Raw genomic sequence first — 21,854 nt, forward strand, 5'->3', positions numbered from 1 at the left:
AACTCCTCTGACTTCCTTGCGGGGCAGCATCGAGGCGCCCGACAGGAGTGAAGCTGCCCCCTCCCATACGCACGCCGCCCCGGAGGTGTTCAGCCGTCTCAGGAATTGATGAGAGACCCGTACGACAAAGCGGCCCCAACGCCCGCAGAACTCAGAGGAGTTGAGAGGTCACCGGTCCCGGTCCAGGTACGCCAGCACCGCCAGTACCCTGCGGTTGTCGTCGTCCGAGACCTCCAGACCCAGCTTCACGAAGATATTCGCGGTGTGCTTGGCGACGGCCCGTTCGGTGACGACCAGTTTCCCGGCGATCGCCGCGTTCGACCGGCCCTGCGCCATCAGTTCCAGGACTTCCCGTTCGCGGGGGGTGAGCCGGGCCACGGGGTTCCGCTCGTCGCCGGTGCGCCGGGCGAGCAGCTGCTGGATCACCTGCGGATCCATCGCCGTACCGCCCGCCGCGACCCGCCGTACGGCGTCCACGAACTGCTCCGCGTCGAAGACCCGGTCCTTCAGCAGGTAGCCCACGCCGCCGCTGCCGTCGGCGAGCAGCTCGCGCGCGTACAACTGCTCCACGTGCTGCGACAGCACCAGCACCGGGAGGCCGGGCCGCTCCCGCCGGGCGGCGAGCGCGCACTGCAGGCCCTCGTCGGTGTGGGTCGGCGGAAGCCGGACGTCGACGACGGCGACGTCCGGCTTCAGCTCGGCCAGGGCCCGTTCCAGCTCCGGTCCGCTCTCCACCGCGGCCGCGATCTCGAAGCCGAAGGCCTCCAGCAGCCGCACGAGGCCGTCCCGCAGCAGGAACAGGTCTTCCGCTAGGACAACACGCAAGGGATCTCCAGGGTCACCATCGTGGGACCGCCCACCGGGGAGCCGACGGCCAGGACGCCGTCGAATGTACCCAGTCGCCGCTCGACGCCGGCCAGGCCCGAACCCGCCCCGACGACCGCGCCGCCCTTGCCGTTGTCGGTGACGGAGATCCGCAGGTGCCCGTCGGCGTGGTGCAGGTCGACCCAGATCCGGTCGGCGCCGGAGTGCTTGACGGCGTTGGTCAGCACCTCGCTGACGGCGAAGTACACGGCCGACTCCACGGGCGCCTCCGCCCGCCCGTCGAGATCCACCGCCACCTCGGTGGGAACCGGCAGCCGCAGCGCCAGCGCCCGTACGGCGTCGCCCAGTCCGCGCTCGGCCAGCACCGGCGGGTGGATGCCGCGCACCAGGTCGCGGAGCTCGGCGAGCGCGTCGGCGGAGGACCGGCGGGCCTGCGCGAGGAGCTGCTTGGCCTTCTCCGGGTCCGTGTCCATGAGCATCTCGACGGTCCCCAGGTCCATGCCCATCGCCACCAGCCGCGCCTGGGCGCCGTCGTGCAGGTCCCGTTCGATGCGCCGCAGTTCGGCGGCGGAGGTGTCCACCGCGTCCCGCCGGGTCTCGGTCAGCACCCGCACCCGCTCGGCCAGTTCGGCACGGCTGGGCTCGAGGACGGCCCGGGTGAGTCGGAAGTGGGCCTGGAACGCGCTCACGGTGTACCGGTGGGCGACGACGAGCAGGGCGGCGGCGAGCGCACCGGCGCCGAGCGCGGAGACCTGGCCGCTGATCGGTACGAAGCCGTACCAGTAGGGGTGGCCCGGACCGTCCGTCACCACCCGCCACCACCCGGCGGCCAGCGCGAACCCCTCCAGCGGGTAGAGGACGAGCACCGCCGGCAGCAGCGCGGTCACGAACCCGGCCGTCATGTCGACCGGCAGCCAGCGCAGGTCCCGCCAGGTCGCCGGGTCCCGCAGCAGGGCGAAGGTACGTGTCCACGGGTTGGCGTCCTCGGGCAGGGGCCGGTACGCCGACGGGATGCGCACCCCGCCCCACTCGGCGGCGAGCGCCCGCCGCCGGTCGGCGTAGGCGCGCACCCCGGTCAGCACCCACGGTGTGGTGACGAGGCCGACACCGATGGGGACGAGGGCGATCGACACGGCGGTGAGGGTGAACGACAGGACGGTCAGCGGCAGCGACACGACGGCCAGCACGAACCCCCTCCAGGCGGCGCGCAGCATCCCCCGCGCCCTCGAACCGCCGCCCTCGCTCTTCGTGTTGGTGTTCATGGGCGTCAGTCTCGCCGACCCGCGGGCCGGGGGTCACTGGCCCGGGGCCCCCGGTCAGGGGGTGGTGTCAGGTACACCCCCGGCCGTGGTTCCGGTGGACGCGAGCACCTTCGCCTCCACCTCCGGGTCCAGGCCCTTACTGGTCCGGTCGGGACGCTGGGGCGCCGTGCCGCCGATGTCCTGGAGCCACTGCCAGGTGTCGGCGACGGTCTCCTCGACGGGACGGCAGGCCAGTCCGGTGGCCACCGCCCGCGAGACGTCGGCCGCGTGCAGGGCGTCGTGCAGGTCGCTGCCCGGCGGCACCCACACGGGCAGTTCCGTCCACGGCGCGATGCCCGCGTCGAGGACCACCTCCGGCTCCACCCAGCGCAACTCGGCCGTGGCCCCGGTGGCCCGCACGCACGCGTCGAGGAACGCGCCCATGGTGGCGTGGCCCTGGGGACTGATCAGGTTGTAGGGACCGCTCAGCTCCCGCTCGATCGCCCCGAGGGTCCACTCGGCCAGGTCGCGTACGTCGACGTACTGCAGGGGCAGATCGCGCGGCCCGGGCGCCAGAACCGGCCCGCCGCGGGCGATCCGGCTCAGCCACCAGGGCAGCCGGCCGACGTTCTCGTACGGGCCGAGGATCAGCCCGGCCCGTACGAGGACGGAGTCCTCCGCACCGAAGGCGCCGACGGCGGCCAGCTCGCCGCCCCGCTTGTCCCGCGGGTAGTCGGTCCGGCCGGCGTCGGCCTCGGCGCCCTCGACCAGGGGCGCGTCCTCGGCGTACCCGGCGGGCGGGGCCCAGGCGTACACCGAACAGCTCGACACGTACACGTACCGCCCGGCGCGGCCCCGCAGCAGCCGCGCCGCCTCGTGCACCGCGCGCGGGGCCGACGACCAGGTGTCGACGACGGCGTCCCACTCGCCCTCGGCCAGGGCGGCGAGCCCGTCGGGCGCGGTGCGGTCGCCGGTCAGCGACCGCGTCCCGGGGACGGGCGCGTGCCGCCCCCGGTTGAGGACCGTCACGTCCCAGTCGCGCCCGAGGGCCGCTTCGACGACCGCCCGTCCCGCGAACTCCGTACCACCCAGCACCAGAAGTCTCATGCCGGTGACTGTGCCCGGTACGTGCGCCGGAGGGAACCGGCTTCTGCCGTCAGCAGAGGATCAACGGGCGGTGGGCGGGGCGTACGTGTAGCCGACCCGGCGCACCGTCCTGATCACCTCGCGGTGCTCCGCGCCCAGCTTGCGGCGCAGCCGCGCGATGTGGACGTCGACCGTGCGGCCGTCGCCGACGTGGCCGTAGCCCCACACGGTGGTGACGAGCTGGTCCCGCGTGTGCACCCGGTTCGGGTGCGCCACGAGGTGCGCGAGCAGCTCGAACTCCAGGTAGGTGAGGTCGAGTTCCCGGCCGTCCACCTCGGCGGTGCGGCGCACGGAGTCGATCCGCACGAGCGGGTCGCCGTCGCCGCCGCCGGTGTCCGGCCGGTCCGCCACCGCCCCCGGCGGGAACAGCGGCTGGTCGGCCGGGACGAGCACCAGGTAGCCGACCATCGGCGGCCGGCCCGGCAGGACGGGCAGGGTGTGCGGGGGAGCGGGCAGCCAGGTCGCGCCCGGCGGCAGGAGGTCCGCGACGTCCACCACCTCGTCCCGGTCCACGGCACGCAGGCGGTGCCGGGCGGAACCGGCCGGGGAGGAGGAGGCGAGGGGAGCGGTGGACGCAGAACGAGTGGTCGCCATGAGGGGTCAGCTCTTTCGCGCGAGAGGTTCGTCGGGGAGGACGACGGCCGCGAATCGTGGTCGGGCTCGTCGAGGACGTACGTCGTGCGCTGGCCGGAAGCCGGGGTGTACGGCGTCAGAGGGCCGGCGCGGTCGTCGCGCGGCAACACACCCGGTCGAAGTCGTGGTGCTGACGGGAGGGCCAGAAGGGCTCGAGGTCATGGCGACCCGTCGCGGTGTGCTTCTGGAAGCTGGCCATGGCCTCATTGAAGCAGACACCCGGCCGTGACAGGAGGCTCCTCTCACTGCTTGGACGCCTGGTTGGCGGGAAGTCGACGCCGATCGACCGCGCGGGCGGCCGGTTCAGTCGTCCACGCGTGCGGGCGTGGAGCCTGCGGCCGGCGATCCGGAGCACGTCGTCCGCGCGCACTCTCCCTTCCGCCGGTCTCCGTCTCCATGAGGCGCGGGACATGCGGAAGGGGCGCCCGCCGAAACGGCGGGCGCCCCTTCACGGAGTCGCGGGGACGATCAGACCTGGCCGGCCTTCTCCAGCGCGGAGCAGCAGGTGTCCACCAGCAGGCGGGTCACCGTGTACGGGTCGACGTTGGCGTTCGGACGGCGGTCCTCGATGTAGCCCTTGCCGTCCTTCTCGACCTGCCACGGGATACGGACCGAGGCGCCACGGTTGGAGACGCCGTAGGAGTACTCGTTCCACGGGGCGGTCTCGTGCAGACCGGTCAGGCGGTCGTCGATGCCGGCGCCGTAGTTCTTGACGTGGTCGAGCGGCTTGGAGCCCTCACCGAGCGACTCGCACGCGGTGATGATCGCGTCGTAGCCCTCGCGCATCGCCTTGGTGGAGAAGTTGGTGTGCGCGCCGGCGCCGTTCCAGTCGCCCTTGACCGGCTTGGGGTCGAGGGTGGCGGAGATGCCGAAGTCCTCGGCGGTGCGGTAGAGCAGCCAGCGGGCCACCCACAGCTGGTCCGAGACCTCGAGCGGGGCGAGCGGGCCGACCTGGAACTCCCACTGGCCGGGCATGACCTCGGCGTTGATGCCGGAGATGCCGAGACCGGCGGCGAGGCAGTTGTCCAGGTGGGCCTCGACGACCTCACGGCCGAAGATCTCGTCGGCGCCGACACCGCAGTAATAGCCGCCCTGGGGGGCCGGGAAGCCGCCCTTGGGGAAGCCGAGGGGGTAGCCGTCCTGGAAGAAGGTGTACTCCTGCTCGATGCCGAAGATCGGCTCCTGGGCGGCGAACTTCTCCGCGACCTCGACGAGCGCGGCACGGGTGTTGGACTCGTGCGGCGTCATGTCGATGTTGAGGACCTCGCACAGGACGAGGACGTCGTCGCCGCCGCGGATCGGGTCGGGGCAGGTGAAGACCGGCTTGAGGACACGGTCCGAGGAGTGGCCCTCGGCCTGGTTCGTGGAGGACCCGTCGAAGCCCCAGATCGGCAGCGCGTCCAGACCGGCGGGCTCGCCCGTGATGATCTTGGTCTTGGAGCGGAGCTTGGCGGTCGGCTGGGTGCCGTCGATCCAGATGTACTCAGCCTTGAAGGTCACGGGCCACTTCCTTCGGGGGGTGTCTGACGCACTTGCGGGTGCTGCGGCGCTGCGGCACTGGGGCGCCGCTCTCGTTCGCCCGGAAGCTTGTCAACAGGCGATTTCCCGGTCATTGCTCGAATGTGAACCCCGTGTTACCTGGTGGTTCTGTGGCGCGGCTCACGGTGTGAGGGCTCCGGCCGCGCCCGGAGTCGCCGTTCGCGGAAGCGGACGCGGGGGGCGGCCGGCGTCTCGTATGCGATGGGGCCGGGGCCGGGGAAGAGGGAGGTACCGGGCTCAGTCGGCCTCGCCCGCCGCCCGCCGTACGCCCTCCAGGAAGCCGTGGATCGCGGCCCGCTCCCGGTCGTCGTAGCCGCGCAGCAGCTCCACCACCTCTCCGATGAGCGGCCCGAAGAAGGACCGGCCGAGCTCGACCGCGCGTTCGTCGACCTCGACGACGACCTTGCGCCGGTCGGTCGCGCCGCGCACCCGGCGGACGTGCCCGGCTCGCTCCAGGCGGTCGACGAGGGCGGTCGTCCCGGCCGAGTTCAGCCCGAGCGCGGCCCCGAGCCGCCCCGCCGTCATCTCCTCGGCCGCCCGCCGCGCGTCCATCAGCGCGATCAGGGCGCGTACGTCGGTCGGGTGCATACCGTTCCGGTTCGCGAACCGGGCACTGTGCAGCCCGAGTGCGACCGTCACCGCGCGCAGCAGATGCACGGTCTCCATCGCGTCCCGGCCCTCGGTCGGCATACGGCCCTCCCGCCGTCATCTCGCCCGACGAACATCTCGCTCGGCGAGATAATACGCCGGCGCGCGGGGACATGCGGGAGCGCGCGAACAGACGGGAGGCTCCATGGGCACGTACGACGACGGCACGTTCCAGGCCGCCTACGACAAGGTCATGGCCCGGTGGCCCGCCGACCGGGAGACGGCCGCCGTCCCCACGCCGTACGGCACGACGCACGTCAACGTCTGCGGCCCGCGCGACGCGCCCCCGCTGCTGCTCCTGCCCGGGGGCGGGGGAGCGACCTCGGCGTCCTGGTTCGCCCAGGCGGCCGAACTCGCCCGGCTGCGGCGTGTGTACGCCGTCGACCTGATCGGGGCCGCGGGACGGAGCGGAGGGCGCGCCGCACGGCGACCGCGGACCGTGGGCGACCTCGCCGGGTGGCTGGACGCGGTGATGGCGGGCCTGGGCGTCGAGCGGGCGGACGTGGGCGGGCACTCCTACGGCGCCTGGATCGCCCTGCACCACGCCCTGCACGCTCCCGAGCGCGTACGCCGCCTGTTCCTCCTCGACCCGACCGGATGCTTCGCCGGGTACAAGGCGGCGTACCTGCTCCGCGCGCTGCCGATGCTGCTGCGGCCGGCCCCGCGCCGGGTGCGTGCCTTCCTGGAGTGGGAGACCGGGGGAGCGGCCCTGGACCCCGACTGGCTCCGTCTGCAGGAGGCGGCCGCGGGATTCCCCTCGGGCCGGCCGGTGACGGGCCCGCGTCCCGCGCCCGGGGCGCTGCGGGCCCTGGACGTGCGGGTCCTGCTGCTCGTGGCCGCGAACAGCAGGACCCATGACACGTACGAGGTGACGGCTCGTGCGGGCGAGGTGCTGCGGGACGTCGTGACGGTCGTCCTGCCGGACGTCTCCCATCACGCGCTGCCGCACGCCGCGCCGCCCGAACTGGGCCGCCGCCTCACGGAGTTTCTCGTCTGAGCGTCACCCCACCTTCTCGATCACGGCCCGGCGGATCAGGAACTTGCCGGGCTCACGGACCTGTTCGAAGGCCGCGTTGTTGAGCAGCACACAGCTTCCGGAGACCGAGGTCACCTCGACCGTCGTGGACTTGTTGTTGTCCAGGTTGGTGACCTTCAGCTTGGTCCCCGCCGGGAACTGGTTGCTGGACGCGGCCGGGGCGCCTCCCTCGCCGGAGAGGGTGACGGTGGAGCCGTTGCAGACCTGCTGGCCGGCGGCGGCGCCGCCGCCCGCGTTCCCGCCGTTGCCGTTGTTCCCGGCATTGCCGTTGTTTCCGCCGTTGCCGTTGCCGTTGTTTCCGGCGTTGCCGCCGTTGTTCCCGGCGGGGGCGCTCTGGGCCGGCGGTGCGGGCTGCGCCGGCTGCGTCGCCTGGGAGCCCTGAGCCGACTCCCCAACGACGCACCCGGACGCCTTCTGCTGCACCTTGATCTGCTCGATGACGGCCTCACGGTTGGTGATCCGGGCCGCGGACTGGGCGTCCGGGTTGGCCCGCTGGCCGTCGATGAACCGCTGGTTGTTGCCGAGCGCGGTGGCGAGGCCCTGGCAGACGGACGACTCGGCCGCCGTCTTCGGGGACTGCGCCGCGTTGGAGGTGGCGGCCATGACGAAGGCACCGCCTCCCGCCACCGTCGCGGCGCTCACCAGCAGCGCCAGCTTCTTCTTCGTACTGAGAGTTCTCCTGCGGGACATGCGCGCCTCCGGAGAGGTAGGGGAGCGTACGCCGCTATGTACGAGATACCGAACGGGGCGACTCAGTGGTGACAGGAGTCAATTGAAGTGGCGTGCGTCACAGGTCAGTCGGGCGCCGCTCGGTTCCGCCCGGCGTCGGTTCCTGACGGGACAGTGCCTCCCGTACGGACTCCTCCGTACGGGCCACGACCGCCGTGCCGTCGTCGGCGGTGATGATCGGGCGCTGGATGAGCTTGGGGTGCGCGGCGAGGGCCGAGATCCAGCGCTCGCGCGAGGCCGCGTCCCGCGGCCACTCCTTCAGGCCGAGCTCCTTGGCCGCGGCCTCCTGGGTCCGGGTGATGTCCCACGGCTCCAGGTCCAGCCGGTCGAGTACGTCCCTGATCTCGTCCTCGCTCGGGACGTCCTCCAGGTAGCGGCGGACCGTGTAGTCGGCGCCCTCGGCGTCGAGCAGACTGAGTGCGCTGCGGCACTTGGAACAGGCGGGGTTGATCCAGATCTCCATGCGGATCACGGTAGCGGGAGCTTCCCCGAGGGCTCCGAAACTCGTTCTCCCCGTGCGTCACTGCGACCCCGAAAGCCCTTGTGGCCAGGGGCTTTTGTCAGTGGGGGGCAGTAGAATAGAAGCAGTGTTCGAGGGTTCCGCCGGAGGTTCCGGATCGGGGCCCTGACCGCGACAGGAGGATGCCTGTGCCCGCTGCCGCACTGAAGCCGAAGCCGCTGCCGACCCAGTCCACCGCCAAGCGCCCCGTCCAACTCGACCTGCCGTACGTCCCCGTGGACAAGCGGCCGCTGCCGCCCGGCCGTCCGCGTGAGTGGTACGTCACGCACAACCGCCGCCTCAAGGCGATGCGCCTCGCCATCGCGCTCCTCGACTCGGGCGTCTACCTGCCGAACCAGGCGCGCAACGAGAAGATCCGCGACACGGCCCGACTGATCGGCGTCCACCCGCCGTCGGACACGACGTGCCACATGGTGCGAGCGCTGATGCGGTACTCCAGGTGAGCGCGGCGCCGGGGGCCGACGCACATGCGCGGCGCCCGGCGCCGGCGCCCGGGCCGGCCACGGGGGCCGGCCCGGGCGCCGCTCAGGCCGCGGCCGGCACGGTGCTCACGAACGCCCGCCGGTCCTCGGCGCGGTCGCGGAACCAGGCCCCAGCTCATGCTGAACCCGACCGGCAGCAGCGGCCCGTCGACGGGCGCGTACGCGTCGATCACCGCCACGGCCTGCTCCAGCCGCCGGCGCAGGCTCAACTCCCTTGGCCTGCCCGTACTTCCCCCGTGCCCGTACTTCCCCCGTGCCCGGAGAAGGCGAGGGCGTGGCAGCCCTGTGCCAGGAACTCGCCGAGCAGCGGCAGCAGGCGCTCCATGCTGCCGTTGCCCGCCCGTGCGGTACGGCGGCGGTCGCCGCTCCCGGGCCGCCGCCGTCGCCGTACGCACCGCTGAGGCGTTCAGCGAAGTGCTGGTGCGTGAAGGAGGAGAGCTCGCTCATCTCCCCCTCCGCTCACGCCGGCCGGGCCGCCTTGATCGCCTCGCGCAGGTGCTCCTCCTCCGCCCGGCCCAGTGAGGTCTGCACCAACTGGCCGCCGAACGAGGCGACTTGCGGGATCACCTTGTCGCCGGCCGCGTGCTTGACCAGGAGGAAGAGGGCCGCGGCGCCGGGGCGCAGGTTCTGGCTGAGGTCCCTCATGAAGTCGTCGTTGATGCCGGTGTCGGTGAGCGCGCCCCCGGCCGCACCGGCCGCCGCACCCACCGCCGCGCCCAGCAGCGGGGCGAGGAAGAGCAGCCCGATCACTCCGCCCCACACGGCGCCGCCGGCCGCGCCGACCGCCGTGTGGTCGACCGCCTGGTGGAGTTTGATCCTTCCGTCGCCGCGCCGCTCGACGACCACCGCGTCCTCCAGCTCGACCAGATGCTGCCGGGACAGCTCGAACAGCTTCTCGCGCACTTGGTTGGCGGTGGCGAGGTCGTCGTAGGCGACGACGAAGAGGTTGCTCATGCGGGACACCCCTGGTGGTCGGAGATGAGCGGTTCATGCCGCTTCGGCCGACTTTAGGCCCGTGGAAAAGCAGATGCACCCCGAGTGACGGCCTCCCTACTCTGAAGACGCCACCCCACCCCCACCCACACCGCTCGCTCACCGTCCGTCCATGCCCGGGAAGGAGGCACGCCATGGGCACCGTCGTTCTCTCCGGGACCGTCGTCCTGGTGGTCCTGGGATTCGGAAACCACCTCTACTGGCTCGCCGCGGTCGCCGTGCTGATCCTGTACGTCCGGTACGGGCGCGACGAGTCCTCCGCGCCCGCCCCCGGCCCGGCCGCGAGCGCCGCGCCGACCTCCTACAAGGCCTACCGCGACCGCCGTGACCAGCAGGCCCGGTGGGAGCGCCGCTACCGCAGGGAGCGCCCGCTGGAGTCCCGCCGTCAGGAGCGCGAGCGCACCAAGTGAGGGCCCGCGCGGTCCTGGGGGCCGCAGCCCTGGGAGTCGCAGCCCCCACCGGAGCCCCCGGCCGTCACAGGCCGGGGGCTCCCCACACGGGGAACCAGCGGCTCAGATCCTGCTCGATCCGAAGGTCGTGCGCGAGAGCCGCCTTCACCTGGAGTTCCAGCGCGTTGTCGCGCCGCTGTCCGGCACCGGGCAGCGGCGCGAACGGATAGTAGGAACCCCGCTTGTACAGGTACACCAGTGCCAGCCGCCGACCGCTGTCGTCCGCGAAACCCGCGAACGAGCACAGGAGTTGGGGCCCGAAACCGTTGACCTCCATCGCGCTGTTCACCGCGTGCAGATCGTTGACCAGGGCCGGGAGCTCGTCGGGGGCGCGACGCGAGACCAGCCAGGAATAGCCGTACTCGTCCCGCAGGAGCCGCACCGGGGGACCGGTGCGCTCGGTGTCGGCGTCGAGGAGGGCCTGGACCTCGCGGTGCGTCTGCTCGAAGGCCGAGCCCTCGACCGTCGCGAAGCAGACCGCGCCCTGCCCGGTCGGGCTGAGGCCGGACGCGGCCTGCAGCGTCACCGCCGCCGACGGCAGCGCGAACAGCTGGTCCAGGTCGGGCTCCACCGGCTTGGTCCGGCCGAGCAGGATGTCCAGCAGGCCCATGATCACCCCGCCTTCCCGGGGGAGGCCGCCTCGCCCAGTTCGGCGGAGATCCGCCCGAGCTGCTCCAGCCGCTGCTCCAGACTCGGGTGGGTGGAGAAGAGGCCCGCGACACCCGGCTCGGAACCGAGCGCCGGAGTGAAGTAGAAGGCGTTGAACGCCTGGGCCGTCCGCAGGTCCCTGGACGGGATCCGGGCGATGTCACCGGAGACCTTCGTCAGGGCGGAGGCGAGCACCGAGGGCCGTCCGGTCAGCAGTGCCGCGGCCCGGTCCGCCGCCAGCTCCCGGTACCGGGACAGCGCCCTGATCAGCAGGAAGCTGATCGCGTACACGGCCGCCGACACACCCATCACGGCGGCGAAGACGACGGCGGTGTTCTGGTCCCGGCGTCCCCCGCCGAACACCTGGCCGTAGAAGGCGAACCGCACGATCAGTCCCGCGATCACCCCGAGGAAGGAGGCGATCGTGATCACGGCCACGTCCTTGTGCGCCACGTGCGACAGCTCGTGCGCCAGCACACCCTCCAGCTCGGCCGGCTCCAGCCGCCGCAGCAGCCCGGTCGTCACACAGACCACCGCGTGGTCGGGGTCGCGTCCCGTCGCGAACGCGTTGGGCATCTCCATGTCGGACACGGCGACGACGGGCCGGGGCATGTCCGCGAGCGCCGACAACCGGTCGACGACGGCGTACAGCTCGGGATACTCCTCCCGCTCCACGACCCGCCCGCGCATCGCGAAGAGCGCGATCCGGTCGGAGAACCAGAACTGGGCGACGAACATCGCCGCCACCACGGCGACGACCAGCACCCAGGACTTCAGCAGGACGATCAGCGCGGCGACGAAGCCCACGTACAGCAGACCGAGCAGGAACATCGTGACCGTCATCCGCACGGTCAACCGCCGGTCGCTCCGGAAGCGGCTCTGCATCTGCATCACCCCAGCAAGTCAGGCACTCGCCCCACCGCCAGTGTGCACCCGACCCGTCCCATGAAGCGGTCGTGATCAGCCCCAAGGGTGGCAAAAGCTCCCTGTGAGCTGTGAGCTGTGAGCTGTGAGCTGTGAGCTGTGAGCCGTGAGCCGTGAGCCTGGGTCGTGGCCGTGGCCGTGGCCGTGGGCGTGGGCCGTGGGCGTGGGCGTGGGCGTGGGCCGTGACCTTGAGCCGTGTGCCATGAGTCGTGAGCGAGTCGTGGGTGGGCCTCGGGCCGTGAGCCGCGGGTCGTGAGCCGCGGGTTGTGAGCCGCGGCGGTCAGCGCAGTGCGGCACGCGCCGCCCGCTCGCGCAGCAGGCCGTCGGGGTCGTCGCGGAACGCGAGCAGCGCCCGCTGCCCTGGCGCCCCGCCCCGCACCAGGAGCAGCCGGAAGGCGGCGAGCCGTACATGCCGGGGCCACCCGGCGTCGAGCCGCTCGGCGAGCCACTCCCCGGGCACGAGTCCCGCGGAGGGCAGCACCGCGAGGGTGACCTCCCGCACGACCCCCGGGGCGGGATCGTCGAGCAACGGCCAGAGCCGCCGTACGTCTGCCGTCAGGCCGCCACGTGATACGGCGAGTGGTACGTCGTCTCCGCCCGCACCCCCGCGTCCAGTCCCGTCCAGGCGGCGGGAGCGCCGACGTCGATCACCTCTCGCAGCGTCGCGCCCTCCGCCAGCCGCCAGGCGGCCGATGCTCCGGCCCGCACGTCCTCCATGACACCCATGTCCGCGAGCCGATCAGTACGGCGCCCGGAACTGCGTGTACCCCAGCAGCAGGATCACCGCGGCCACGCAGCCCAGCACGATCGCCGTCGACACCCACGACGACCTGCGCGGCGCCGCCGGCCCCGGGGCGGCCCGGAAGGGCTGCGGCTGCGGGGGGTTCTCCTTCCACCGGGCGGCCAGCATCCGCGCCCGCGCCGAGGGCTCCTTGTGCTCGGCGTCGTCCGCCCACCTGAGGTCGAACTCCCGCTGACCGTCGTCCTGTTCGGGCATCCCCGGCTCTCCCCGTCACCTCTGTCGAACAGCTGTGCAAGAACCATACGACGGCGCCCCCGCCCTGAGAAACAGGAAACGGGGGCGCCGGAGGCCTCACGCGTGGAGCACGCGTGGTCCGATCACACGTCGAAGTACAGCTCGAACTCGTGCGGGTGCGGACGCAGCTGCAGCGGGGCGATCTCGTTCGCGCGCTTGTAGTCGATCCAGGTCTCGATCAGGTCGGACGTGAAGACGTCGCCCGCGAGCAGGAACTCGTGGTCGCGCTCGAGCGAGTCGAGGACCGCCGGGAGGGAGGTCGGGACCTGCGGGACGCCCGCGTGCTCCTCGGGGGCGAGCTCGTAGAGGTCCTTGTCGATCGGCTCGGCCGGCTCGATCTTGTTCTTGATGCCGTCCAGGCCCGCGAGGAGCAGCGCCGAGAAGGCCAGGTACGGGTTGCCGGAGGAGTCGGGCGCGCGGAACTCGACACGCTTGGCCTTCGGGTTCGAACCCGTGATCGGGATACGCATGGCCGCGGAGCGGTTGCGCTGCGAGTACACCAGGTTCACCGGGGCTTCGAAGCCCGGGACCAGGCGGTGGTACGAGTTCACCGTCGGGTTGGTGAAGGCCAGCAGCGACGGGGCGTGCTTGAGGATGCCGCCGATGTAGTAGCGGGCGGTGTCCGACAGGCCCGCGTAACCGGCCTCGTCGTAGAACAGCGGGTCGCCGTTGCTCCACAGCGACTGGTGGACGTGCATGCCCGAGCCGTTGTCACCGAAGATCGGCTTCGGCATGAAGGTCGCGGTCTTGCCGTTGCGCCAGGCGACGTTCTTCACGATGTACTTGAAGAGCTGGAGGTCGTCGGCGGCGGCGAGCAGCGTGTTGAACTTGTAGTTGATCTCGGCCTGGCCGGCGGTGCCCACCTCGTGGTGCTGCCGCTCGACCTTCAGGCCGGCCTTGGCCAGCTCGAGGGAGATCTCGGCACGCAGGTCGGCGAAGTGGTCGACCGGCGGGGTCGGGAAGTAGCCGCCCTTGTAGCGGACCTTGTAACCGCGGTTGTCCTCCAGCGCACCGGTGTTCCAGGCGCCGGCCTCGGAGTCGATGTGGTAGAAGGACTCGTTCTCCGAGGTCTTGAAGCGCACGCTGTCGAAGACGTAGAACTCGGCCTCGGGACCGAAGTACGCGGTGTCCGCGATACCGGTCGACGCGAGGTAGGCCTCGGCCTTCTTCGCCACGTTGCGCGGGTCACGGGAGTACTGCTCGCCCGTGATCGGGTCGTGGATGAAGAAGTTGATGTTGAGCGTCTTGTCGCGGCGGAACGGGTCCACCCGCGCGGTCGACAGGTCGGCGCGCAGGGCCATGTCGGACTCGTGGATGGCCTGGAAACCGCGGATCGACGATCCGTCGAAGGCGAGCTCCTCGTCCGGGTCGAACGCCTCGACGGGCAGCGAGAAGTGCTGCATGACGCCCGGCAGGTCGCAGAACCGGACGTCGATGAACTTGACGTCCTCGTCCGCGATGAACTTCTTGGCCTCGTCGGCGTTCTGGAACATCCAGCTCCTCCTACTCCCGACCGTTCCGCCGGGGTGGTAGTTCGTTCGTGCGGCCAGTGCGGGTGGCACACGCTGACCCCGACCCTAGGGACGGGTGATTTCTCGTGCGTGACCCATTTGTTTCGCAGAAGTTAACCGGCCTTCGTTCCACGGTAGCTCCGCCACCGCCCGCCGCACCCCTGCGCACCCCGGTCATATGGGTGCGCAGTACCGTGGACGGGTGGACAAGAGGCAAGCAATCGGATCGTGGCTCTCCGGCCCCCGCGCGGCCATGGAGGAAGCCGGTGCCGACTTCGGATACCGGGGCGAGCAACTGGGTCTGCCGGAGGAGGGACCGGGCTCGATCGCCCGCCCCGGCCGCCGGCTCGGCGCGCTGGCCGTGGACTGGGGTCTGTGCCTCTTGATCGCATACGGTCTGATCACGGACGGCTATGGCCAGGCGACCAGCAACTGGGCCCTGCTGATCTTCTTCGTGATGAGCGTCCTCACCGTCGGTACGCTCGGCTTCACGCCGGGCAAGCGCCTCCTCGGCCTGCGCGTGGTCGCCCTGGACACCGGCACGGTCCAGCCCGCCCGCTCCGCCCTGCGCACGGTCCTGCTCTGCCTCGCCGTCCCCGCCCTGATCTGGGACCGCGACGGCCGCGGCCTCCACGACCGCCTGGCCCGCACGGTGGAAGTGCGGATCTGAGGCGCTCGTACGGATCCGAGCCGCCGGGAGGCGGAAAGCGGTCGGTACGGCGAAGGGGGCGCCCGGAGTGATCCGGGCGCCCCCTTCGTGTGTCACGGGGTCAGCGGGCCTTGGGCCCGCCCTTCGGCAGGCGCATGCCCTTGGGCATAGGCCCCTTCGGCAGCGGCATGTTGGACATCAGGTCGCCCATGGCGCGCAGCCGGTCGTTGGTGGTGGTCACCTGGGGGCCGGTCAGCACGCGCGGCAGCTTCAGCATGGTGGTCCGCAGCTTCTTCAGCTCGACCTGGCCCTCACCGGTGCCGACGATCAGATCGTGCACGGGCACGTCCGCCACGATGCGGTTCATCTTCTTCTTCTCGGCGGCCAGCAGGCCCTTCACCCGGTTCGGGTTGCCCTCGGCGACCAGAACGATGCCGGCCTTGCCGACCGCCCGGTGCACCACGTCCTGGCTGCGGTTCATCGCCACCGCGGGGGTCGTCGTCCAGCCCCGGCCGACGTTGTCCAGTACGGCCGCGGCCGCGCCCGGCTGGCCCTCCATCTGGCCGAAGGCGGCCCGCTCGGCCCGGCGGCCGAACACGATCGCCGTCGCGAGGAAGGCGAGCAGGAAGCCCAGGATGCCGAGATAGATGGGGTGGCCGATCAAGAAACCGATCGCGAGGAAGACACCGAAGGTGACGATTCCGACAGCCGCGAGTACAAGACCGATCTTCTTGTCGGCCTTGCGGGTCATCTTGTAGGTCAGGGCGATCTGCTTCAGTCGCCCGGGGTTCGCGGCGTCCGCCGCCGTGTCCTTCCTCGCCATGTCACGCAGTCTACGTGGCTCCGGGAGTACCGACGACGGCAGTGCCCGCGAGGAGGGCGGGGGCGGTCAGGAGGTGCGTGCGGAGGTGACCTCTTCGAGGACGCGCTGCGCCTCGACACGGTCCTTGGCGCGGCGGCGGTCCTCCAGGACGGAGGTCCAGGCGTTGCGTCGGGCGGTGCGCTGGCCGCCGCTCATGAGCAGGGACTCGACGGCGCGCAGAGCGTCGGTGAAGGAAGGGATCGCGGTGGCGCGAACGGGCGCGGCCTGCATGGTGGAGGTCCCCCTCGGGCGGTTTGGGTGGCGGGTCTACCTGGCGTGACACCAGCGTCACTGATTGGTGTTACCAGGGCGTGACCGACCGGTCAAACACCAATGAAGCCTTGATGCGGGGGCCGAAATGCTGACGCGGCCCTGACGCACGCCCTCATCTGCGAGGACGGTCAGGACCGCGTCGTATCGGCCACTACTGATTGGTAGCCTCTTGTGCGCGAATTCACACGCTTGCCTCGTCGCCCTGGGGGAAGGGCGGTTGACGGAGTGTCAGACGGCCTGGGCGGCGACGAAGGAGCCGCGCTTCTCGACGGCCATCTGGTAGAGGCGCCCGGCACGGTAGGAGGACCGTACCAGCGGGCCGGACATCACGCCCGAGAAGCCGATCTGCTCGGCTTCCTCCTTCAGCTCGACGAACTCCTGCGGCTTCACCCAGCGCTCCACGGGGTGGTGGCGCACGGAGGGCCGCAGGTACTGCGTGATGGTGACGAGCTCGCAGCCCGCGTCGTGGAGCTGCTTCAGCGCCTCGACGACCTCCTCGCGGGTCTCGCCCATGCCGAGGATGAGGTTCGACTTGGTGACGAGCCCGAAGTCGCGGGCGGCCGTGATGACCTTCAGGGAGCGCTCGTAGCGGAAGCCGGGCCGGATCCGCTTGAAGATCCGCGGGACGGTCTCGACGTTGTGCGCGAAGACCTCGGGCCGGGAGGAGAAGACCTCCGCCAGCTGCTCGGGAACCGCGTTGAAGTCGGGAGCCAGCAGCTCCACCTTCGTCCGCCCGCCCTCGCGCTCGGCGGTCTGCGCGTGGATCTGGCGCACGGTCTCGGCGTACAGCCAGGCGCCGCCGTCCTCCAGGTCGTCGCGCGCGACACCGGTGATGGTGGCGTAGTTCAGGTCCATGGTGACGACGGACTCGCCGACGCGCCGCGGCTCGTCCCGGTCGAGGGCCTCGGGCTTGCCCGTGTCGATCTGGCAGAAGTCGCAGCGCCGGGTGCACTGGTCACCGCCGATGAGGAAGGTCGCCTCGCGGTCCTCCCAGCACTCGTAGATGTTGGGGCAGCCGGCTTCCTGGCAGACGGTGTGCAGACCCTCGCTCTTCACGAGGTTCTGCATCTTCGTGTACTCGGGACCCATTTTCGCCCGGGTCTTGATCCACTCGGGCTTGCGCTCGATGGGGGTCTGGCTGTTCCTGACCTCCAGGCGCAGCATCTTGCGTCCGTCGGGTGCGACTGCGGACACGACCGGCTCCCTAGCGTTGATTCCTCGGCGACCTCAAGGGTACGCCCGTTGATTTGATGGTCCGGCGAGGGTGCCGGCCGCCCGGTGATGCCCTCCCGGACCCCTGTTCCGGCCTCTGCGGCCTCGTCCACGGACGCCGGACAGGCCGTCTCACGCCGCCGGCGTGGTCTCGATCACCCTCGGCTTCAGTTCCGCGTTCTCCAGCACGTCCCGCAGATGCCGCTCGACCACCGGCAGCACCTCCTCGATGGTCACGTCCCGGCCCAGCTCGCCGGCGAGGGAGGCGACCCCCGCGTCGCGGATCCCGCACGGGATGATCCGGTCGAACCACTTGTTGTCGGGGTTCACGTTCAGCGCGAAGCCGTGCATGGTGACGCCCTTGGCGACGCGGATGCCGATGGCGGCGATCTTGCGGTCCTCGCGGCGCTGCCCGGCGTTGGAGGGGGCGTACTCCGGCCCGTTGAGCCGCGGGTCGAACTCCTCGTCGGTGAGCCGCGGGTCGAAGTCCAGGGACAGGCCGCCGAGCGCCGGGCGCCGCTCCACCGGATCGCCGAGCACCCACACCCCGCTGCGGCCCTCGACCCGGGTGGTCTCCAGGCCGAACTCCGCGCAGGTGCGGATCAGCGCCTCCTCCAGGCGCCGAACGTGCGCCACCACGTCCACGGGGCGCGGGAGCTTCTGGATGGGGTACCCCACCAGCTGGCCCGGCCCGTGCCAGGTGATCTTGCCGCCCCGGTCCACGTCGATGACGGGGGTGCCGTCCAGCGGCCGTTCGTCGTCGGCCGTGCGCCGCCCCGCCGTGTACACCGGCGGGTGCTCCAGGAGCAGCACGGTGTCGGGGACCTCGTCGGCGAACCGGGCCGCGTGCACCCGGCGCTGCTCGTCCCACGCCTCCTGGTACTCCACGGCGTCCGTTCCGAAGCCCATGCGAACGAACCGCAACCCACTCACGGCAAGCGCCTCCCTAAGGCGATACGGCAGTGCAGCTCAGCGACAGTCGTGCCAGGCGCGTAACGCGCCCAAGCCACTGTACGTCCGCCCGTCACGCGTCAGCCCCGCGGCCAATCCTCACACGATCGGATGAATGAACGTCGAGATGTGCGATCGACTGGCTACGCTCCGCTACATTCGCGCCGTTCACCAGGCCATTAGGGCTGCTCACAGGGCAATCCGGGCACTTCAGAGCCCGGAAGGCAGGAGACCGCACCGCAGATGACGGAACGACCCGCGCAGCGCACTCCCAACCGCCAGCTCGCCGCGCTCATCGCAGAAGCGGGCTTCTCCAACGCGGGTCTGGCCCGGCGCGTCGATCAGCTCGGCCTCGAGCACGGGCTCGATCTCAGATACGACAAGACCTCCGTCACACGATGGCTGCGCGGACAGCAGCCCCGCGGCACCACCCCCGCCCTCATCGCCGAGGTGTTCACCCGTCGCCTGGGGCGCCGGCTGACCGCGCAGGACCTCGGTCTGGACGCGTGCGCCCCCGTGTATGCCGGGCTGGAGTTCGCCGGTACGCCCGAGGAGGCCATCGACATCGTCGGCGGGCTGTGGCGCAAGGACTCCGGCAGCCACGCCGAGCTGCGCAAGATCGCCTTCACCCCGGCGGGTCTCGTGGTCCCCAGCAGGGACTGGCTGATCGGCCGGGCCGACGAGAAGGTCGCCCGCGGTCCAGGTGAGCAGTCCGGCCGGCTGCCGGCGCAGAGCCGCCCGTCCGCCCGGACCGGGCAGACCGGGCCCGCCTCCCCGCAGGTAGTCCCGCCCAGGTCCACGGCCGCGCTCGTGCCGGGCGCGCTCGGCGTACCCCGGCAGCGCGGCACGGCCGAGCGGGGCCCCGGCCAGCGCGTCACCGGCGGCGACATCGCCGCCCTGCGCTCGGTGGGCGAGCTCTTCCGCACCCTGGACAACATGTACGGCGGCGGTCATGCCCGCCAGGCCCTCGTGCGCTACCTGGAGCACGAGTGCGAGCCGATGCTGCGCGGCACCTACGGCGAGCAGACCGGCCGCCGCCTCTTCGGCGCCGCGGCGGACCTCACCCGCCTCGCGGGCTGGACCTCCTTCGACATCGCCGCGCACGGACTGGCCCAGCGCTACTTCGTCCAGGCCCTGCGCCTCTCCCAGGCCGCGGGGGACCGGGCGTACGGCTCCTTCGTCCTCGTCACCATGAGCCGTCAGGCCGTCTACCTGGGCCACGGCCGCGAGGCCGTGCAGCTCGCGCGCGTCGCCCAGCAGGGCGCCGGCACCAACGCCCCGCCCGTGGTCCAGGCCCTGCTGCACGCGGCCGAGGCGCGCGGGCACGGGGTGCTCGGCGAGGTGCGCGCCTGCACCGCGTCGCTGGTACGGGCCGAGCGCGCGCTGGAGGCGGCCAAGACGGGGGACGAGGTGCCGTTCTGGGCGCGGTACTTCGACGAGGGGCAGCTCGCCGACGAGTTCGGGCACTGCCACCGCGACCTGCAGCAGTTCCGCGCCGCGGCGCAGCACGCCGAACGCTCCCTCCAGCTCCGCCCCGCCGCCTACGCCCGCAGCCGGCTCTTCTGCCGGGTCGTCCTCGCCTCCGCCCGCCTCGGCCTCGGCGAACTCGACCAGGCCTGCCAGCTGGCGGCTGAGGCGGCGGGACAGGCGGCGGAGATGCGGTCGGTGCGGGCGGTGGAGTACGTCAGGGACTTCGAACGCCGGCTGGAGCCGTACAAGGACGCGGCGCCGGTACGGACGTACCGCGACAAGGTGGCGGCGCTCGGGTGACCCGGGGGCGGGGGTTCGCGTGCGTCCCTGCCTGGCGGGAGTTCCTCGTCCCCCGTCAGGCGAGGGCTCCTCATCCCCCGCCAGGCGGTTTCGTCGCCCCCCGGGTGACTCGGGGGGCGGGGGTTCGCGCCCCTGCCCTGACGGGAGTTCCCCGTCGCCCCGTCAGGCGAGGGCTCCTCGTCCCCCCCGTCAGGCGGGGTTCGTCACCCCCCGCCGCCCTTACCCGTCCCGTCCCCGTGGGGCCGCTGCCGGACCCGCGCTGCCGGCCCTGAGCGGGTTCCGCCCCCGACCGCCGGTCCCACCGGGTCCCGGGTCCGGTCAACCGCCTACGCCGCCTTCGGCACCGTCCGTACCGGGTCCGCCGCGTGGAGCGAGCCCGCCGCGCCGAGGTCGGACAGGATGGCCGCCGCCGCCCGGTGGGCGGAGTGCAGCGCGCCCTGCACGGTGCTGGTGTCCCGGTGGTCGCCGCACACGTACAGGCCCGCCAGCAGCCGGACCGGGCGGCGCAGATCGTGCGGGGCGCGCATGGCGGGGACCGCCTCGGGGGTGTGGTGCACGGCCAGCGTCTCCCAGCGGGCGGTCGAGGTGCCGTAGAGGCGGGAGAGGTGCATGCGGACCGCGGTGTCCACGCCGGGCGGGGGTGTGCCCAGGACCGTGGAGGAGATCAGCGTGCGGCCGGCGGGCGCGCGACTCGGGTCGACGCGGCTGGTGATCGCCGTGTGGGCGACCGGGCCGCCGCGGTCGGCGTCGAGGAGGAGCGACGCTCCGGTGGAGGGCGGGTCGTCCGTGGTGTGGTGCAGGACCGTCACCGGGTGGAAGTCGGGCACCCGCAGACCGGGCAGCAGCTCGGCGGCGGTGCGCGCGTCGGTGGCGACGAGGACCGCGCGGCAGCGGAACTCGCCGTGCTCGGCGGTGGTCACCGACGTCGTGGAGACCGCGGTGGCCCGCACGCCGGTGTGCACGGTGCCCTGCGGCAGGGTGCGTGCGAGCAGCTCCGGCAGCACCTCGGCCCCGCCCTCCGGCAGACACAGCCGCCCGGCCGCGAAGGCGCGCAGCGCGAGGTCGGCGCAGCGGCTGGAGGTGGTGAGGTCCGGGTCGCACAGGAGCGCGGCGAGCAGGGGCCGCAGGAAGCCGTCGATCGTGCGGGCGGGCAGTCCGCGGGCGGCGAGGGCCTCGGCGGCCGGCGCCTCCGGCCGGCGCAGCAGCCGTTCGGCGGGGGTGGCCGCGAGCCGGGTGAGCGCCGCGCCGAGCCGGGCCTGGTCCACGGCGGTGCCCAGCGGCGCGCCGGCCCGTACCCGGGGCGCGGGCCCGGCCTGCCAGGGCGTGCCCGCCCGCCTGCCGGACAGCGGCACCGCCCGGGAGGCCCCTGGGCGCGGCCTGGGCAGCGCCCCCGGCCGGGGGGCGCTCGCGAGGGCGCGCACGGCGTGCAGTGCGCCCCTTGCGCCCCCTGCGCTCGTCTGCGCGCCCGCGCGATGACGGCGCCCGTCGCTGTGCAGCAGCACCCCGGGGGCGAACGGGCGCAGGACGAGCGCATCCAGCCCCGGGGTCAGCGCCAGTTCGGGATACGCCGTGGACAGCAGCTGGCCGATGTGGTCGAGCCGGAAGCCGTCGACCTTCTCGGTCGCCATGCGGCCACCCACACAGGGGGCGGCCTCCAGCACCGCCGTCGTCACTCCTGCACTGATCAGCCGATGGGCCGCGGAGAGGCCGGCGACCCCGGCTCCCACCACGACGACGTCTGCCTGGTACGCGGGCTCAAGCACGTGCCCCTCCTCGC

At 72.2% G+C, this 21,854-nt stretch carries 26 protein-coding genes; 5 read left to right on the top strand and 21 right to left on the bottom strand.

From position 1 onward, the window contains the following. Nucleotides 1-168: 168 nt before the first annotated feature. From ACIHAR_RS05535 to ACIHAR_RS05565, 7 genes are all read right to left on the bottom strand, one after another. The gene (locus ACIHAR_RS05535) at nucleotides 169-825 is read right to left on the bottom strand and encodes a LuxR C-terminal-related transcriptional regulator (protein WP_388757931.1); all 657 of its coding nucleotides are present in this window, start codon (nucleotides 823-825) and stop codon (nucleotides 169-171) included. Beyond that, nucleotides 810-2,087: a sensor histidine kinase gene (locus ACIHAR_RS05540; protein WP_400017157.1), complete on the bottom strand. Its 1,278-nt coding sequence runs from the start codon at nucleotides 2,085-2,087 to the stop codon at nucleotides 810-812. Before ACIHAR_RS05540 ends, ACIHAR_RS05535 begins: the two co-directional genes overlap by 16 nt. A 54-nt stretch (nucleotides 2,088-2,141) precedes the next feature. Further along, entirely contained in the window at nucleotides 2,142-3,173 is a 1,032-nt protein-coding gene (locus ACIHAR_RS05545; protein WP_400017159.1) for an NAD-dependent epimerase/dehydratase family protein, read from the bottom strand. Between the two features lie 60 nt (nucleotides 3,174-3,233). After that, nucleotides 3,234-3,806 carry a winged helix-turn-helix domain-containing protein gene (locus tag ACIHAR_RS05550; protein WP_400017161.1) on the bottom strand — a complete coding sequence of 191 codons (573 nt, stop codon included), beginning with the start codon at nucleotides 3,804-3,806 and terminating at the stop codon, nucleotides 3,234-3,236. A gap of 115 nt (nucleotides 3,807-3,921) precedes the next feature. Then, nucleotides 3,922-4,044 (bottom strand): hypothetical protein, encoded by a 123-nt coding sequence (locus tag ACIHAR_RS05555; protein ID WP_107416303.1) that lies wholly within the window; start codon nucleotides 4,042-4,044, stop codon nucleotides 3,922-3,924. 269 nt (nucleotides 4,045-4,313) lie between these two features. Further along, nucleotides 4,314-5,345, bottom strand: a complete 1,032-nt coding sequence (gene glnII / locus ACIHAR_RS05560; RefSeq protein WP_365460970.1) for a glutamine synthetase — start codon at nucleotides 5,343-5,345, stop codon at nucleotides 4,314-4,316. A gap of 276 nt (nucleotides 5,346-5,621) precedes the next feature. Further along, nucleotides 5,622-6,074 carry a MarR family transcriptional regulator gene (locus tag ACIHAR_RS05565; RefSeq protein ID WP_365460972.1) on the bottom strand — a complete coding sequence of 151 codons (453 nt, stop codon included), beginning with the start codon at nucleotides 6,072-6,074 and terminating at the stop codon, nucleotides 5,622-5,624. A 103-nt stretch (nucleotides 6,075-6,177) separates the two neighbouring features. Here ACIHAR_RS05565 and ACIHAR_RS05570 point away from each other — a divergent pair, with 103 nt between their 5' ends. Continuing rightward, a complete protein-coding gene (locus ACIHAR_RS05570) occupies nucleotides 6,178-7,029 on the top strand; it encodes an alpha/beta fold hydrolase (RefSeq protein ID WP_365460974.1) in 852 nt (283 codons plus the stop codon). 3 nt (nucleotides 7,030-7,032) lie between these two features. On the opposite strand, the gene ACIHAR_RS05575 is transcribed toward ACIHAR_RS05570, so the two are convergent. Both ACIHAR_RS05575 and ACIHAR_RS05580 read right to left on the bottom strand, forming a co-directional pair. After that, nucleotides 7,033-7,758, bottom strand: coding sequence for a hypothetical protein (locus tag ACIHAR_RS05575; protein WP_365460976.1), 726 nt, complete (start codon nucleotides 7,756-7,758; stop codon nucleotides 7,033-7,035). Nucleotides 7,759-7,855: 97 nt separating this feature from the next. Beyond that, nucleotides 7,856-8,260: an arsenate reductase family protein gene (locus tag ACIHAR_RS05580; protein ID WP_365460978.1), complete on the bottom strand. Its 405-nt coding sequence runs from the start codon at nucleotides 8,258-8,260 to the stop codon at nucleotides 7,856-7,858. Between the two features lie 185 nt (nucleotides 8,261-8,445). Between ACIHAR_RS05580 and ACIHAR_RS05585 the strand changes: the two genes are divergently transcribed. After that, a complete protein-coding gene (locus tag ACIHAR_RS05585) occupies nucleotides 8,446-8,760 on the top strand; it encodes a hypothetical protein (protein WP_388757949.1) in 315 nt (104 codons plus the stop codon). A 498-nt stretch (nucleotides 8,761-9,258) separates the two neighbouring features. Here ACIHAR_RS05585 and ACIHAR_RS05590 read toward each other — a convergent pair whose 3' ends face one another. Next, nucleotides 9,259-9,753 carry a DUF1269 domain-containing protein gene (locus tag ACIHAR_RS05590; protein WP_400017167.1) on the bottom strand — a complete coding sequence of 165 codons (495 nt, stop codon included), beginning with the start codon at nucleotides 9,751-9,753 and terminating at the stop codon, nucleotides 9,259-9,261. A 173-nt stretch (nucleotides 9,754-9,926) separates the two neighbouring features. Between ACIHAR_RS05590 and ACIHAR_RS05595 the strand changes: the two genes are divergently transcribed. After that, nucleotides 9,927-10,202 (top strand): hypothetical protein, encoded by a 276-nt coding sequence (locus ACIHAR_RS05595; RefSeq protein WP_365460983.1) that lies wholly within the window; start codon nucleotides 9,927-9,929, stop codon nucleotides 10,200-10,202. Nucleotides 10,203-10,266: 64 nt separating this feature from the next. Here ACIHAR_RS05595 and ACIHAR_RS05600 read toward each other — a convergent pair whose 3' ends face one another. The 6 genes from ACIHAR_RS05600 to glnA form a co-directional block, all read right to left on the bottom strand. After that, nucleotides 10,267-10,851, bottom strand: a complete 585-nt coding sequence (locus ACIHAR_RS05600; RefSeq protein ID WP_400017170.1) for a hypothetical protein — start codon at nucleotides 10,849-10,851, stop codon at nucleotides 10,267-10,269. A gap of 2 nt (nucleotides 10,852-10,853) precedes the next feature. Beyond that, nucleotides 10,854-11,774, bottom strand: coding sequence for a zinc metalloprotease HtpX (gene htpX / locus ACIHAR_RS05605; protein ID WP_365461195.1), 921 nt, complete (start codon nucleotides 11,772-11,774; stop codon nucleotides 10,854-10,856). Nucleotides 11,775-12,093: 319 nt separating this feature from the next. Beyond that, nucleotides 12,094-12,342: a hypothetical protein gene (locus ACIHAR_RS05610; protein WP_400017172.1), complete on the bottom strand. Its 249-nt coding sequence runs from the start codon at nucleotides 12,340-12,342 to the stop codon at nucleotides 12,094-12,096. A 26-nt stretch (nucleotides 12,343-12,368) separates the two neighbouring features. Continuing rightward, nucleotides 12,369-12,539 carry a hypothetical protein gene (locus ACIHAR_RS05615; protein ID WP_365460991.1) on the bottom strand — a complete coding sequence of 57 codons (171 nt, stop codon included), beginning with the start codon at nucleotides 12,537-12,539 and terminating at the stop codon, nucleotides 12,369-12,371. 13 nt (nucleotides 12,540-12,552) lie between these two features. After that, a complete protein-coding gene (locus tag ACIHAR_RS05620; RefSeq protein ID WP_400017174.1) occupies nucleotides 12,553-12,810 on the bottom strand; it encodes a hypothetical protein in 258 nt (85 codons plus the stop codon). Nucleotides 12,811-12,932: 122 nt separating this feature from the next. Further along, complete coding sequence (gene glnA / locus ACIHAR_RS05625; protein WP_365460995.1) at nucleotides 12,933-14,342, bottom strand: type I glutamate--ammonia ligase; 1,410 nt, start codon at nucleotides 14,340-14,342, stop codon at nucleotides 12,933-12,935. Between the two features lie 220 nt (nucleotides 14,343-14,562). Between glnA and ACIHAR_RS05630 the strand changes: the two genes are divergently transcribed. Continuing rightward, the gene (locus tag ACIHAR_RS05630; protein ID WP_365460996.1) at nucleotides 14,563-15,030 is read left to right on the top strand and encodes an RDD family protein; all 468 of its coding nucleotides are present in this window, start codon (nucleotides 14,563-14,565) and stop codon (nucleotides 15,028-15,030) included. A 100-nt stretch (nucleotides 15,031-15,130) separates the two neighbouring features. Here ACIHAR_RS05630 and ACIHAR_RS05635 read toward each other — a convergent pair whose 3' ends face one another. The 4 genes from ACIHAR_RS05635 to lipB form a co-directional block, all read right to left on the bottom strand. Further along, entirely contained in the window at nucleotides 15,131-15,832 is a 702-nt protein-coding gene (locus ACIHAR_RS05635) for a DUF4191 domain-containing protein (RefSeq protein ID WP_365460998.1), read from the bottom strand. A gap of 66 nt (nucleotides 15,833-15,898) precedes the next feature. After that, a complete protein-coding gene (locus tag ACIHAR_RS05640) occupies nucleotides 15,899-16,102 on the bottom strand; it encodes a hypothetical protein (protein ID WP_365461000.1) in 204 nt (67 codons plus the stop codon). Between the two features lie 270 nt (nucleotides 16,103-16,372). Then, nucleotides 16,373-17,338 (bottom strand): lipoyl synthase, encoded by a 966-nt coding sequence (lipA, locus tag ACIHAR_RS05645; RefSeq protein ID WP_365461002.1) that lies wholly within the window; start codon nucleotides 17,336-17,338, stop codon nucleotides 16,373-16,375. 150 nt (nucleotides 17,339-17,488) lie between these two features. Then, nucleotides 17,489-18,289: a lipoyl(octanoyl) transferase LipB gene (lipB, locus tag ACIHAR_RS05650; RefSeq protein ID WP_400017179.1), complete on the bottom strand. Its 801-nt coding sequence runs from the start codon at nucleotides 18,287-18,289 to the stop codon at nucleotides 17,489-17,491. Between the two features lie 261 nt (nucleotides 18,290-18,550). On the opposite strand from lipB, the gene ACIHAR_RS05655 reads away from it, so the two are divergent. After that, complete coding sequence (locus tag ACIHAR_RS05655; protein WP_400017181.1) at nucleotides 18,551-20,077, top strand: regulator; 1,527 nt, start codon at nucleotides 18,551-18,553, stop codon at nucleotides 20,075-20,077. Nucleotides 20,078-20,403: 326 nt separating this feature from the next. Here ACIHAR_RS05655 and ACIHAR_RS05660 read toward each other — a convergent pair whose 3' ends face one another. Next, entirely contained in the window at nucleotides 20,404-21,840 is a 1,437-nt protein-coding gene (locus tag ACIHAR_RS05660) for an NAD(P)/FAD-dependent oxidoreductase (protein WP_365461007.1), read from the bottom strand. Nucleotides 21,841-21,854: the final 14 nt, after the last annotated feature.

The sequence above is a fragment of the Streptomyces sp. NPDC052016 genome (genome assembly GCF_044548445.1).
In the GTDB taxonomy this organism is placed as follows: domain Bacteria; phylum Actinomycetota; class Actinomycetes; order Streptomycetales; family Streptomycetaceae; genus Streptomyces.

Coding starts and splice junctions, on each gene's coding strand:
- ACIHAR_RS05655 (WP_400017181.1), top strand. CDS start 18,551: ATGACGGAACGACCCGCGCAGCGCACTCCCAACCGCCAGCTCGCCGCG.
- ACIHAR_RS05595 (WP_365460983.1), top strand. CDS start 9,927: ATGGGCACCGTCGTTCTCTCCGGGACCGTCGTCCTGGTGGTCCTGGGA.
- ACIHAR_RS05635 (WP_365460998.1), bottom strand. CDS start 15,832: ATGGCGAGGAAGGACACGGCGGCGGACGCCGCGAACCCCGGGCGACTG.
- ACIHAR_RS05620 (WP_400017174.1), bottom strand. CDS start 12,810: ATGCCCGAACAGGACGACGGTCAGCGGGAGTTCGACCTCAGGTGGGCG.
- ACIHAR_RS05590 (WP_400017167.1), bottom strand. CDS start 9,753: ATGAGCAACCTCTTCGTCGTCGCCTACGACGACCTCGCCACCGCCAAC.
- ACIHAR_RS05640 (WP_365461000.1), bottom strand. CDS start 16,102: ATGCAGGCCGCGCCCGTTCGCGCCACCGCGATCCCTTCCTTCACCGAC.
- ACIHAR_RS05545 (WP_400017159.1), bottom strand. CDS start 3,173: ATGAGACTTCTGGTGCTGGGTGGTACGGAGTTCGCGGGACGGGCGGTC.
- ACIHAR_RS05600 (WP_400017170.1), bottom strand. CDS start 10,851: ATGGGCCTGCTGGACATCCTGCTCGGCCGGACCAAGCCGGTGGAGCCC.
- ACIHAR_RS05555 (WP_107416303.1), bottom strand. CDS start 4,044: ATGGCCAGCTTCCAGAAGCACACCGCGACGGGTCGCCATGACCTCGAG.
- ACIHAR_RS05570 (WP_365460974.1), top strand. CDS start 6,178: ATGGGCACGTACGACGACGGCACGTTCCAGGCCGCCTACGACAAGGTC.
- ACIHAR_RS05540 (WP_400017157.1), bottom strand. CDS start 2,087: ATGAACACCAACACGAAGAGCGAGGGCGGCGGTTCGAGGGCGCGGGGG.
- ACIHAR_RS05615 (WP_365460991.1), bottom strand. CDS start 12,539: ATGGGTGTCATGGAGGACGTGCGGGCCGGAGCATCGGCCGCCTGGCGG.
- ACIHAR_RS05565 (WP_365460972.1), bottom strand. CDS start 6,074: ATGCCGACCGAGGGCCGGGACGCGATGGAGACCGTGCATCTGCTGCGC.
- ACIHAR_RS05575 (WP_365460976.1), bottom strand. CDS start 7,758: ATGTCCCGCAGGAGAACTCTCAGTACGAAGAAGAAGCTGGCGCTGCTG.
- glnA (WP_365460995.1), bottom strand. CDS start 14,342: ATGTTCCAGAACGCCGACGAGGCCAAGAAGTTCATCGCGGACGAGGAC.
- ACIHAR_RS05580 (WP_365460978.1), bottom strand. CDS start 8,260: ATGGAGATCTGGATCAACCCCGCCTGTTCCAAGTGCCGCAGCGCACTC.
- ACIHAR_RS05550 (WP_400017161.1), bottom strand. CDS start 3,806: ATGGCGACCACTCGTTCTGCGTCCACCGCTCCCCTCGCCTCCTCCTCC.
- htpX (WP_365461195.1), bottom strand. CDS start 11,774: ATGCAGAGCCGCTTCCGGAGCGACCGGCGGTTGACCGTGCGGATGACG.